Origin of the sequence: Bradyrhizobium sp. (assembly GCF_017881085.1) — a bacterium.
Lineage (GTDB): Bacteria > Pseudomonadota > Alphaproteobacteria > Rhizobiales > Xanthobacteraceae > Bradyrhizobium.
Window position 1 is genome coordinate 23,458 of record NZ_JADGRI010000009.1, and the last position, 12,819, is coordinate 36,276.

Here is a 12,819-nt window from a genome sequence, read left to right on the forward strand (position 1 = left end):
TTCGTGTTCGAGTACGCGTTATTGCCGGGGCCGAGGATTGCTGAAATTGTGCAGTGCACAGATACGCAAGATCGCGTATATTGCACCGCAAAATAGCGACGTAGATTTTTGACCGCATGGCAGGCGCAGGAATTTGGGAGTCAGGAGTACCGAAGTGGCAGGGCGGCAGCGGATAGACCGCGTCAGGCGCCAATATAATCAATGGGTTGCCAACCAGACGCTGGAAGATTACGCGCTGCGCTTTACAGCCAAGAGCGCGCGGCGCTGGTCCGCCGCTCGCGTCGCCAACACCGCGCTGGGCGCGATTTCGTTCCTGGCGCTGGAGGCGATCGGCGGCACTATCACCCTTAACTATGGCGTCACCAACGCCACCGCGGCCATCCTGGTGGTCAGCGTCATTATCTTCTGCTGCGGCCTGCCGATCGCCTATCACGCCGCCAAATGCGGCATCGACATCGATCTCTTAACGCGCGGCGCCGGCTTCGGTTACATCGGCTCGACCATCACCTCGCTGATCTACGCGTCGTTCACCTTCATCTTCTTCGCGATCGAGGCGGTCATTCTCGCGACCGCGCTTGAGCTGTGCTTCGGCATCCCGCGCCCAATCGGCTATCTCATCAGCGCCGTCGTCATCATTCCGCTGGTCACCCACGGCATCACGCTGATCAGCCGCTTCCAGCTGTGGACGCAGCCGGTGTGGATCATTCTTCACATCCTGCCCTTTGCGGCGATCGCCTGGGCCAATCCCCACTCCTTTGTCGAGTGGAGAAATTTCCCCGGCGAGCACGGCAACCTCGCGGGCCATCTCGATCTCTTGCTGTTCGGCACCGCCGCTTCGGTGGTGTTCTCGCTGGTGGCGCAGATCGGCGAGCAGGTCGACTTCCTGCGCTTTCTGCCGCGCGACCGGCGAACCTCGAAGACCTCGTGGTGGATCGCGCTGTTGAGCGCCGGGCCGGGCTGGATCATTCTCGGTTCGCTCAAACTGCTGGCCGGATCTTTCCTGGCCTATTTTGCCCTCAGCCATGGCGTCAGCTACGAGCATGCGGCCGAACCCGCGCACATGTATCTTGAAGCCTTCCGCTACGTGCTGTCGGAGCCAGATCTCGCGCTGGCGCTGACCGGCACCTTCGTCGTCCTGTCGCAGCTGAAGATCAACGTCACCAATGCCTATGCCGGTTCGATCGCATGGTCGAACTTCTTTTCCCGCCTCACCCACAGCCATCCCGGTCGCGTCGTCTGGCTGGTCTTCAACGTGGTGGTGGCGCTGCTGTTGATGGAGATCGGCGTCTACAAGGCGCTCGAACAGACGCTCGCGCTCTACTCCAACGTCGCCATCGCCTGGGTCGGCGCGCTGGTCGCCGACCTCGTGATCAACAAGCCGCTCGGCCTGCGTCCGCAGCATATGGAATTCAAGCGCGCGCATCTCTACGACATCAATCCGGTCGGCGTCGGCGCCATGACGACCGCAACCGTGGTCTCGATTGCGGCGTTCTATGGCCTGTTCGGCCCGACGGCGAAGGCGCTGGCGCCGTTCGTCGCGCTGGTGGTGGCCTTCGTTACCGCGCCGCTGATCGCCTGGGCAACCGACGGCAAATACTACATCGCCCGCAAGCCGAAGCGCAGCTGGCAGAATATCGAAGCGATCCAGTGCTGCATTTGCGAGCATTCGTTCGAGCCCGAAGACATGGCGTCGTGTCCGGCCTATGCCGGCCCGATCTGCTCGCTGTGCTGTTCGCTCGACGCCCGCTGCCACGATCTCTGCAAGCCGCATGCGCGGATCCAGGCACAGGTCTCCGAAACCCTCGGCAAGCTGCTGCCGCAGCCGATCTACGCCCGGATCAATTCGCAACTTGGGCATTATCTCAGCGTATTCGCGGTTTCCGCCGGCCTGGTCGGACTGACACTCGGCATGATCTACCTGCAGACCTCGGCAACGGTTCACGCCGACAACCTGCAGCTCTCCGATGTGCTGTGGAAAGTATTCTTCGCGCTGACCATCATCATCGGCGTGGTCGCCTGGCTGTTCGTGCTGGCACAGCAAAGCCGCCGCGCGGCGGAAGAGGAAACGAAGCGGCAGACCGCGCTTCTGATTCAGGAAATCGACGCGCACAGGCGCACCGATGCCGAATTGCAGCGCGCCAAGGAGGTCGCCGAGTCAGCCAACCTGGCGAAGAGCCGCTATGTGGTGGGCTTGAGCCACGAGCTGCGCTCGCCGCTGAATGCGATCTCCGGCTACGCGCAATTGCTGGAGCAGGACATGAGCTTGCCGCCAAAGCCGCGGGATCAGGTCCGCGTGGTCCGCCGCAGCGCCGACCATCTGTCGGGGCTGATCGACGGCATTCTTGATATCTCGAAGATCGAGGCCGGCCGGCTGTATCTGTCGCGCGACGAGGTTCGCCTCAGCGAGTTCCTCGATCAGCTTGTCGGCATGTTCCGCCTGCAGGCCGCCGCCAAGGGCATCGATTTTGTCTTCAAGCGTCCGGCGGTGCTGCCGGTCGTGGTCTATGCCGACGAAAAGCGGCTGCGCCAGATCCTGATCAACCTGTTGTCGAACGCCATCAAGTTCACGCACACCGGCAGCGTGCAATTCGTGGTGCATTATCGCAGCCCGGTCGCCGAGTTCGAGGTAGTCGACACCGGCCCCGGCATTCAGGCATCCGATCTCGAACGCATCTTTGCGCCGTTCGAGCGCGGCGCGCTCGGCGTCTCGCAGCCGCAGACCGGCACGGGTCTGGGGCTGACCATCAGCCGCCTGCTCGCGGGCGTGATGGGCGGCGACATCCGGGTCACCAGCACCGTCGGCACCGGCAGCACCTTTCGCGTGAAGATGCTGCTATCGGAGGTAACCAATCCGACTCGGATCGCGCCGGTCGATGCCCCGGTGTTCGGCTACCACGGTCCGCGCAAGACCATCCTGATCACCGACGACGATCCGGTGCAGCGCGACTTGTTGCGCGAAGTTCTGACGCCGCTCGGCTTCATTCTACTGAGCGCGCCGGACGGACCCGGCTGCCTCGCGCTCGCCCAGCATTGCCGGCCCGATTTGTTCCTGCTGGATATCTCGATGTCGGGCATGGATGGATGGACCGTGGCGGAGACGCTGCGTGCGACCGGCCACCATCAGGCCCGCATCCTGATGGTTTCGGCGAGCGCGCTGGAAGCGCACGGCACGCCGCTGGCGCAGCCGTTTCACGACGGCTATCTGATGAAGCCGATCGATATTCCGAGGCTGCTGGAGTTGATCCGTCAGTTGCTCAAGATCGAATGGCAGTATCAAACCGATCAGGTCGTGATTCCGCAGTGGCGACCGGACAGCGGCTCGCGGCCGCCGGTAAAGCATGTCGAGGAACTGATCGGTCTTGGGCAATTGGGCTATATCAGGGCGATCCAGGTCAAGCTGGACGAAATCGGAAACGATTACCCCGAACATGCCGACTTCGTTTCGCAAATGCGCTCGCTGGTCGATCGCTTCGATCTCGATCAGTATATGGCAACCCTGAAAACCCTGCATTCTTATGATCACTGAGTCAAAAAAACGCGACATCGCGCTCGTCGTCGATGATTCCCCGGAAACACTGCGGCTGCTGACCGACGCGCTCGACGGCGCGGACATGACGGTCATGGTCGCGATGGACGGCGCGGCGGCGATGCGGATCGTCGACCAGATCACGCCCGACATCATTCTGCTCGACGCCGTGATGCCGGGCATGGACGGTTTTGAAACTTGTCGCCGCCTCAAGCGCGATGCCGGTTTGAGCAACGTGCCGGTCATCTTCATGACCGGGCTCGCGGAGACCGAACATATCGTGCGCGGGCTGGAGGCCGGCGGCGTCGATTACGTGACAAAGCCGATCGTGATCGAGGAGATGCTGGCGCGGATCAGGGTTCATCTCGCCAACGCCAGGCTGACGCAAAGCGCGCGCGCCGCGCTCGATGTGTCCGGGCGATTTCTGCTCGCCGTCAACCGGCAGGGGACGATCATGTGGGCTACCCCGCAGGCGCAAAAGCTGCTGTCGGCCAATCTCGCGGCCAGCGCCAACGATGAGCTGGTGCTGCCCGACCCCATGCTGCAATGGCTTGAACAGGCGCAGAAGGGAAAGAGCGGATCGAAGACGCCGGCGATGGCGTCATTCCCCGAAAATGAACAGCTGCGGCTGCAATATATGGGCAAGCTCGGCCCGAACGAATTCCTGTTGCGGCTCGCCAAGGAGTCCAGCGCCAATCTGCCCGCGGAATTCTCCAGCGAGCTCGGCTTGACGACGCGGGAGGGAGAAGTGCTGGCGTGGCTCTCGAAAGGAAAGACCAATCGCGACATCGCGCAGATCCTGGGCTTGAGCCCGAGGACCGTGGACAAGCATCTCGAGCAGATCTACGCCAAGCTCGGCGTCGAGAACCGTACCGCAGCCGCGGCCATTGCGACCAGCGCGAACCGGCGGAATAACTGAACGCGGGCGGTTGTCAAAAAGCGACTCCGATACGTCGCCCCGCGGTCCAGACCACGCGGCAACGCTTCCGGGTGGTGCCGAACAACAACTCGAACCGCGTCGGCACCTTGGTTTGCCCCTGTAGCTCGAGGCACGCACCGCCAGGGGAATAATCGACGATCCGGCAATCGATGACCGGCGCCTTGGGATTAACGATCAATTTGGCCTTGTCAGAAACCCTGCCCGTAGGCCGGACACGTGCGAACCGCCGCGGATACATCACAGCCTCTCCAGGAACCCCGTAGTAACCCGTGAGAATTTCGCAGGATAGCTTGAAGGTTTCGTTGACCTTTATAGTTACTGAAAATGGACAGGGCTTCCCGGCTACCCCGCGTGGGAATCCATTCATTATGCTGCAGCGCAAAAGACGCGTCCGTCCCAACCATCCCTGGATCGGTTGATTGGGTGGCGAGCATGGTCGCGGCTAATTGCAGGGCTTGAGGATCACCAGCTTGAGGGTTGGACTTCCCCGCAGCAAACCGAATTCACAATCTCAAATCAGGTGATGAAAATTTTTGCGGTCTTGGCCGGCTAAGCCATTTACCGAACATTGTAATTTAGAGAGCATTCTACGCGAATTGTCGAGTGACTACGAATATCAGCCGAAGTCGTAAGAAAGCGCAGTGGCGCTCTCCCCAATTGATGGATCGCGATCGTGCAGCACGCCGATAGCTTGTCCCTGGTCGATGATCACGATACCGCACTGCAAAGCGGTCCACGGGCAAAGTGCGTCGCCATGCGAGGAGCGCCTGGTACCCCTTTCGATTCCACCAACCGCGGATTGCATCATGGCCTATGGCGACAGAAAGAGCGAACGGGTCGATTTCGAGCGGGGCATCCCCGTTTACATCATGGGAATTGACGGGACCTGGCGCCGGGACTGCATGATGATCGACGTTTCGCAGACCGGCGCGCGCTTGTGCGTTGAGGGATCCCTGGAGGGACTGGACCTCAAGGAGTTCTTCTTGCTGTTATCGTCGACGGGGGTTGCATTTCGCCGCTGTCAAATGGTGCGCGTGGCCAGCGACCAGATCGGGGTCAAGTTTCTGGCTCGGGACAAAGCCGAAAGGAAGTCCCTGAAACGACCGTCAACCAAAGAGGCCGTCTGAGATGACAGATTTACAACGCGTAACCGAGATCACCGTCTCAGCCAAATCGACGGAGCCGCTGACCGGCATTGTTCGGATGAGCACCGGCGACGCGGAAATCAGGTTCGAGATCACGGAAGAACTGGCGCACAAGATCTGCACTGACCTCGAACGCTTTCTCCCTCGATGATGCTTATGGCTAAGAGATTGCCGGCAGAGCACTTTGCTTTTTGAAAACGGCCGATGGATGAGGTCAGCTGTTGATGTCCGTTCATGTTATCGCCGATACTGCCGATAAACGCTCGGCCCTGCACGCCATGCTGCAGGAGCGGCACGCCGTAACATCGGAATTGCTTGGTGACATGAGCGGTCGTTGCAGTGAGGTGGACGCTGTCGTCATCGCGGCAGATTTGCGCTCCGTCGAGAATATCGCGACTCTGAAGGAATCGTCCGGAAAGCTGGCTCACATCCGCAAGCGAATCTTCCTGGTCGATCACAAGGCGCGCTTGTGCGTCATCCAGGCCTATGCGCTGGGCGCGACCAGGGTACTTGGTATTCCGGTTCATCCCGCAAAATTATTGGCGCAACTTGCCGATAGCCGCCCTTGCGAGATCAACTCTAGCGGCGTTGTGGATGGCGCCCGTGAGGCCGCGAACGCCGCAGCGATTGCCATCGGATCGATGTTCTCCGCCGTTGTGAGCGGCAAACCCGTCGACGTCAGGGGTGCAAAGGATGCAGCCAGCGGGATTGCCGACACCATCGCTGAAGGCGGACTGTCGAACTGGCTCGAGACGGTTCGCCGGCATCACGAGGGAACCTATCAGCATTGCCTCCTTGTTACGGGCGTAGCGACCGATTTTGGATTGAGTCTCGGTCTGGCGAGACGGGACATGGAGCGATTGTATGCGGCGGCGATATTTCACGACATCGGCAAGGCGAGAATCCCGCTCGCGATCCTTGACAAGCCCGGGCGGCTGGATGCCGGCGAGCGTGCAATGATCGAAACCCATCCCGCGGCAGGGTGGGCAGTGCTGAAGGGGAATCCCGGCATCTCCCCGGAGATTCTCGATGCAGTCCGCCATCATCACGAATATCTCGATGGCAGCGGATATCCGGATGCGCTGTGTGCCCCGAGCATAACCGACATCGTCCGGATACTGACCATTTCCGACATTTTTTCCGCGCTGATCGAGGATCGGTACTACAAACCGCCCATGCCTCGGGAACAGGCCTATGAAATCATTCAAGGCATGCAAGGAAAGCTCGAGAGGCCGCTCGTGGTCGCTTTCAGGGACGTGGCGTTGAATCGTTGAACGCCACGTCCGCGACCCTCAACCATAGGCGAACGCGGCGTCGTCGAGATCGATTGCCGGAATTTCGTCCTTCTCGGCCCAGTAATCCTGGCTGTGCTGCCATTCCGGCTTGTCGCCGCGCTTCGGCAACAGGTGCATGTTGCGCATCATATAGCCGGGATTGAAATTCTCCGGATCGATCCAGGACATCAGCGGCATGTTGTGGTCTTCCGGACGCAGCACCGGTACCACCTTCTTCGCACCCTTCTCCTTCATATGCGTGAGCAGGCGGCAGACGAAATCCGCCACCAGATCGGTGCGCAGCGTCCAGCTGGCGCGAAAGTAGCCGAACACCCAGACCATGTTCGGCACGCCGGTGAACATCATGCCGCGATAGGTGACAGTATCGCCGAAATTGAGCGGCTTGCCGTCAATCGTGAAGGCAATATCGCCGAGCACGCAAAGGTCGAACCCGGTCGCGGTGACGATGATATCGGCCTCGAGCTCGTTACCGGATTTCAGGCGAATGCCCTTCTCCGTAAAGCGGTCGATCTCGTCGGTGACGACACTCGCCTTGCCGCCCTTGATGCCCAGGAACAGATCGGCGTCGGGAACGAAGGCGATGCGCTGCCGCCACGGCCGGTATTTCGGCGTGAAATGCTTTTCTACATCATAGTCGGGACCGAGCACGGCGGTGATCTGGCTGATCAACTCCTTCTTGACCTGTTCCGGCTCGGCAAGGCAGCGGCGCGTGAATGCATCCTGATCGAACAGGATCTTGCGGCGCACGATCTCGTGAATCCATTCCTCCTTGACCTGGAGCTGCCGCAGCGTCTCGGCGAGTTCGATGGCATTGCGGCCGACCCTGAAATAGGTCGGCGAGCGCTGCAGCATGGTGACATGGGCGCATTTGTCGGCGATCGCGGGGATCAGGGTCGCGGCCGTCGCGCCCGAGCCGATCACCACCACCTTCTTGTCCCCAAGCTCGATATCCTCCGGCCAGCGTTGCGGATGGACAATGCGGCCCTTGAACTTGTCCATGTCGGTCCATTCCGGCGTGTAGCCCTGGGAATGGCGATAATAGCCCTGGCACATCCACAGGAAATTCGCGGTGAAGGTCATGGGCTCGCCGCTGTCGGTCCTGACCGCTTCGACGGTCCACAAATTGGTCGCGCTCGACCAGCTCGCCCGCTCGATCCTGTGCCTGTAGCGAATGTGTTTCGCGAGATCGTTCTCGGCGATGACCTCACCCATGTAGGCCTTGATTTCCTCCGACGTCGCGATCGGCGGCCCGACCCATGGCTTGAAGCTGTAACCGAAAGTGTGAAGATCGCTGTCGGACCGGATACCGGGATATTTGTGGGTCAGCCAGGTGCCGCCAAAACTCTCCTGGCTCTCCAGAATGACAAAGCTCTTGTCCGGCAGCTGCTTGGTCAGCTGATAGGCGCTGCCGATGCCGGAAATGCCGGCGCCGACGATCAGGACATCGAAATGTTCGGCCGGTTTGGGCAAGGCGGAAGCGGAATGGGGTGTTGCTAGGACGTTCATGATCCCTGTTCTTTTTTGATTGGCCGCGCGGCGAAAGCGTTTTCGGGCAATACCGTAAAGGCCAATTGTGGCCGGTACAATGCGCCAGATCAATTGGCCGAATTTTACAGTCCTGCGCCCCATTGCCGCGCGGTCTGCAATATCCAATCGCGGTAGAGCGTGAGGGGCGTGACGCCGGTCAAACCGCCGCAGCCCGCGGCTCCGTTGGCGCCCGTCGACCAGCTGATGACGCCGACCAGGAAGGGGCCGCCCTGCCGGTCCTCGAACACCGGACCGCCGGAATCCCCGGTGCAGGCGCCGAGCCCGTCGCGGGCGCCTTGCGTGAGCGGATCGACCAGGCGGATTTGCAGGGTGCCGGGCCGTCCGGTCGCGACCAGGCCGGCGGCGCGAACAATGCCGCCGCTACTGCCCTCGCCGCGGATGGCGACACCGACGCCCGCGATGGTGAAGCGGCTGCCGGCGACAATCGGTATCTCCGGCGTGCCGAGCACGGCCGGAGTCTTGCCCGCAGGGGTCGCTTCGAGCTGCAACAGCGCGACGTCGGCGGTGGCGCGATGGGCCAGCATCGCCTGCAGATTGAACCCGGGGTGGATGGCCACGGTTCTGACGTCGCGCAGCTGCGGCTTCTGGTCCGCGCCATATTCCACGATCTTGTAGACTGCGCCGGGTTGCACGCAATGCGCCACCGTCAGCACCAGCTTCGGCGCGATCAAGGTGCCAGTGCAGAAATTGCCGCGCGAACCGACGATGGTGACGATGGCGCGGCCGACGCCCTCGGCGGACGGCGCCCCGCCGCCGACGATCGCGCGCGCGGGCCAAACGAGCAGCATCGCGCCTGCCACGATGGCGGCCAGCAATTTCATCTGACGGAAACAGTCCGCGGCGATCCGGTCATGCATAGAGCGCGGCATATTCCTGGGCATAGGATGCATAGGAATCCTTGATGCTGGCGAGGTTCAGCAGCATGGATGCGACGGGCATATCGCCGGACGCGAACACCGTGGTGCGCATCCACAGGCTTTCGGTTCGGCGGCTGCCGCTCAGCGCGACCACTTCGCGCTCGGTCTGATAATCCTCGCCGACGAACAGCGGTCCGCGCGAGAGCCGGATTTCCTGATCGGCAAACAGGCCGACCGCCGGCCCCCGCATCGGCAGGCGATCCTCCCGCGACCGGTATTGAAACAGCACGCTGAGCATCTCCATCGGGATGATCGGGCGTCCCCAGGGACTATCTGGGCCATTTCGATACCAAGGGCTCGGCTCGGTGATGACCTTGAGTTTGTCGGCGAGCGAGAACGGGTATAGGTCGCCCATGTTCCGATCGAAATCCATCCGCACGGTCTGGCGTGCGGTCTTCATCCCGACCTTCACGTCGCGCAGGATGACGGGATCGGCCAGCGGTTTCAGCTCGGTCAGCCGCTGGTCCAGCGCGGTTACCAGCCCTCCGCCACCCACCGACGCCGTACCGCGCAGCACCTCGGTGCCGTCGCGCTTCACCGTCTGGATCGCGCTTTGCTTCTGCCCCGGCTCGGGCTTCGCCAAAATCGCCTGCACCTCTTCGCCCTCGAAAGAGGGATTGCGGTAATGCGCGGAGATGCATCCGGTCTCGAACCACGCCTTTCCCCACAGCCGCTCGCACAGCGGCGCGAACTGGCTGAAATGCGTCGGCCCCTCGATGGTGCCGCCCTGAAAGCCCAGTTTCTGCGCCGTCGCATCGTCATGGATCGAGGCGTGAGAATCGTAAGTTTGGGCATGGAGCATCTGGTGCGGGCGGCGCCATGGCCCGGTCAGGGAATCCGCGGTTTCCGTGATGGGAGTCTCGAAGGCTTTCATGGGGCTTCCTCGCATGCCGCGGCAACCTACATGAAGGCTTCGTTTGCGCCAAATTCCGTGGCGGCCAAGTCGCCGCGGCGGGCTGGTCCTCGCAGGGAAGCCGTGTTAGCCGTTTCTGCAAACATGGCGTTGGCGAGGCGTGGAAAGATAATGATCGAGGCAGTGATCTGGGATTTTGGCGGGGTGCTCACCACGTCGCCGTTCGAGGCCTTTGCGCGGTTCGAGGGCGAGCGCGGGCTGCCCGCCGATATCATCCGGCGCACCAACGCCGTCAATCATCACGAAAATGCCTGGGCGCAATTCGAACGCGCCGAGCTGGATATCGAGGCCTTCGACCAGCTGTTCGCCGCGGAATCGCTGGCGCTTGGCGCCGAGGTGCGCGGCAGGGACGTGTTGCCGCTATTGTCTGGCGACCTGCGCCCGGAGATGGTCGAAGCGCTCCGCCGCGTGAAGGAAAAATTCAAGACCGGCTGCATCACCAATAATCTCCCCGCCAATGCGATCGGCAGCCACTCCGGCCGCTCGCTCTACGTCGCGGAGGTGATGGCGCTGTTCGATCACATCATCGAGTCCGCCAAGATCGGCCTGCGAAAACCCGATCCGCGCATCTACCGGATGATGGTCGAGGCGCTCGGCGTCGATCCCGAAAATTGCGTCTATCTCGACGACCTCGGCGTCAACCTCAAGCCGGCGCGCGAGATGGGCATGACCACCATCAAGGTCGTCAACGCGCCGCAGGCCATCGCCGAACTCGAAACGGCGACGGGACTGGCGCTGCGCTAACGCGGCTTCGAACCTCATCCTCATGAGGATTCGCGTCTTCGGCATGGCCGGGCTTGCGGGCATGACGAATTTTGCTGGAAGCTCACGCCGCCTTGATCATGTCGGCCGCCTTCTCGCCGATCATGATCGACGGCGCGTTGGTATTGCCGCCGATCAGGGTCGGCATGATGGAAGCGTCGACCACCCGCAAGCCCTGTACTCCGGCCACCCGCAGTTGCGGATCGACGACGGCCGCCTCGTCGGTGCCCATGCGGGCGGTGCCGACCGGATGATACACGGTGTCCGAGCGATTGCGCAGCGCCGCGCGAATGTCGTCGTCGGTACGGACGTCAGCGGTGAACATATCCACCGTCCGCCATTTCGCCAGCGGCTCCGCATCCATGATGCGCTTGGTGATCTTGAACGCCTTGACCATGACATCGAGATCGTCAGCCGAATCGTAGAACCTCGGATCGATCCGCGGCGCATCGGCCGGATCGGCGCTATTAAGCGTCACGCTGCCGCGGCTCTTGGGCCGCAGCAGGCAGACGTGACAGCCGAAGCCATGGCCGAGATGCCGGTTGCGGCCGTGATTGTCGGCCATCGCCATCGAAAAATGCAGCTGGATGTCGGGCACCTCCAGGTTCGGATCGGTCTTGAGAAAGCCGCCGCATTCCGCGACGTTCGAGGTGACCATGCCGACGCCGTCACGTTTGTAGCGCCCGATTTCCTTCCAGAGGTGGCGCAGGCCGGCAAACGTCAGGCCGAAATTGTCCAGGCTCTTCGAGCGGTAGCTGAAGGCATAGTCGATATGGTCCTGCAGGTTTTGGCCGACGCCCGGCGAATGATGCATGACGTTGATGCCAAAGCCTTTCAGCTCCGCCGCGTTGCCAATGCCCGACAACATCAACAAATGCGGCGACTGGAACGCGCCGGAGGAGATGATCACCTCTGCCTTCGCCCGCACGGATTCAGGCTTGCCGTCGCGGCTGTATTCGACGCCAATCGCGCGCTTGCCGTCGAACAGGATTTTCCGTGCCGGCGCCCCGGTAATGACCTTGAGATTTGGCCGCGACATGTTCGGCTCGATATAGGCCCGCGCCGCGCTCCAGCGTTCGCCGTTCTTCTGGGTGACCTGATAGACGCCAAGCCCCAGCTGGTTGGCGCCGTTGAAGTCGGCGTTCATCGGAAGCTGCAACTGGCGGCCGGCGTCCAAAAAATGGTCCTGGAATGGATTGGATGTCCTGCTGTTGGCGACGTTCAGCGGGCCGCCGGTGCCGTGGAAGTCGTCATGCACGACCTCGTTATTCTCGGCCTTCTTGAAATAGGGCAGCACGTCTTGATAGGACCAGCCGGTATTGCCCAAGGCCGCCCAGCCGTCATAGTCGGCGCGATGCCCGCGGATATAGACCATGGCGTTGATCGCGCTCGATCCGCCCAGCGCCTTGCCGCGCGGCTGATAGCCCTTGCGGCCGTTCAGGCCCGGCTGCGGCACGGTTTCGAACGCCCAGTTGTTGGTCTTGGAGGGCACCATGATGGCGATGCCCATGGGGGCCTTGACCACCCAATTATTGCCCGCGCCGCCCGCTTCCAGCAGGCAAACCGTCACGTCAGGTTTTTCGCTGAGACGGCTGGCCACCACACAGCCGGCGGATCCACCGCCGACGACGACATAGTCGAACTCTTCCACCGCAGGACTCCCCCCGTGTTGCACGCTTGGCCTTCGGCCTTATTGTGAGTTCCACCCCAAGCGGAGAGGTTCGTCAACAACCTTGGACGCTCGACGGCGCAAATAAATCGGAATTTGCGCGC

11 protein-coding genes are annotated in these 12,819 nt (G+C 61.8%); 6 read left to right on the plus strand and 5 right to left on the minus strand.

All coding sequences use genetic code 11. From position 1 onward, the window contains the following. Positions 1–154 precede the first annotated feature (154 nt). Positions 155–3,526 carry an ATP-binding protein gene (locus QZ213_RS02010; RefSeq protein ID WP_291684370.1) on the plus strand — a complete coding sequence of 1,124 codons (3,372 nt, stop codon included), beginning with the start codon at positions 155–157 and terminating at the stop codon, positions 3,524–3,526. Continuing rightward, entirely contained in the window at positions 3,516–4,445 is a 930-nt protein-coding gene (locus QZ213_RS02015; protein ID WP_291684371.1) for a response regulator, read from the plus strand. The genes QZ213_RS02010 and QZ213_RS02015 overlap by 11 nt, the downstream gene beginning before the upstream one ends. Before the next feature lie 13 nt (positions 4,446–4,458). Here QZ213_RS02015 and QZ213_RS02020 read toward each other — a convergent pair whose 3' ends face one another. Beyond that, complete coding sequence (locus tag QZ213_RS02020; RefSeq protein WP_291684372.1) at positions 4,459–4,704, minus strand: PilZ domain-containing protein; 246 nt, start codon at positions 4,702–4,704, stop codon at positions 4,459–4,461. A gap of 568 nt (positions 4,705–5,272) precedes the next feature. On the opposite strand from QZ213_RS02020, the gene QZ213_RS02025 reads away from it, so the two are divergent. The 3 genes from QZ213_RS02025 (at position 5,273) to QZ213_RS02035 (ending at position 6,885) form a co-directional block, all read left to right on the plus strand. Further along, positions 5,273–5,593 (plus strand): PilZ domain-containing protein, encoded by a 321-nt coding sequence (locus tag QZ213_RS02025; protein ID WP_291684373.1) that lies wholly within the window; start codon positions 5,273–5,275, stop codon positions 5,591–5,593. 1 nt (position 5,594) lies between these two features. Continuing rightward, a complete protein-coding gene (locus tag QZ213_RS02030) occupies positions 5,595–5,762 on the plus strand; it encodes a hypothetical protein (protein ID WP_291684374.1) in 168 nt (55 codons plus the stop codon). 73 nt (positions 5,763–5,835) lie between these two features. Then, entirely contained in the window at positions 5,836–6,885 is a 1,050-nt protein-coding gene (locus QZ213_RS02035; RefSeq protein ID WP_291684375.1) for an HD domain-containing phosphohydrolase, read from the plus strand. Between the two features lie 18 nt (positions 6,886–6,903). Here the strand turns inward: QZ213_RS02035 and QZ213_RS02040 are convergent, their stop codons facing one another. The 3 genes from QZ213_RS02040 to QZ213_RS02050 all read right to left on the minus strand — a co-directional run bounded on the left by QZ213_RS02040 (position 6,904) and on the right by QZ213_RS02050 (position 10,245). Beyond that, positions 6,904–8,412: an NAD(P)/FAD-dependent oxidoreductase gene (locus QZ213_RS02040; protein ID WP_291684376.1), complete on the minus strand. Its 1,509-nt coding sequence runs from the start codon at positions 8,410–8,412 to the stop codon at positions 6,904–6,906. Between the two features lie 104 nt (positions 8,413–8,516). Then, positions 8,517–9,275: a trypsin-like serine protease gene (locus tag QZ213_RS02045; RefSeq protein WP_291684377.1), complete on the minus strand. Its 759-nt coding sequence runs from the start codon at positions 9,273–9,275 to the stop codon at positions 8,517–8,519. Between the two features lie 28 nt (positions 9,276–9,303). Beyond that, the gene (locus QZ213_RS02050; protein ID WP_291684378.1) at positions 9,304–10,245 is read right to left on the minus strand and encodes a hypothetical protein; all 942 of its coding nucleotides are present in this window, start codon (positions 10,243–10,245) and stop codon (positions 9,304–9,306) included. A 150-nt stretch (positions 10,246–10,395) separates the two neighbouring features. Between QZ213_RS02050 and QZ213_RS02055 the strand changes: the two genes are divergently transcribed. After that, positions 10,396–11,028, plus strand: coding sequence for an HAD-IA family hydrolase (locus tag QZ213_RS02055; RefSeq protein WP_291684379.1), 633 nt, complete (start codon positions 10,396–10,398; stop codon positions 11,026–11,028). Positions 11,029–11,110: 82 nt separating this feature from the next. On the opposite strand, the gene QZ213_RS02060 is transcribed toward QZ213_RS02055, so the two are convergent. Beyond that, positions 11,111–12,697, minus strand: a complete 1,587-nt coding sequence (locus tag QZ213_RS02060) for a choline dehydrogenase (RefSeq protein WP_291684380.1) — start codon at positions 12,695–12,697, stop codon at positions 11,111–11,113. Positions 12,698–12,819 lie beyond the last annotated feature (122 nt).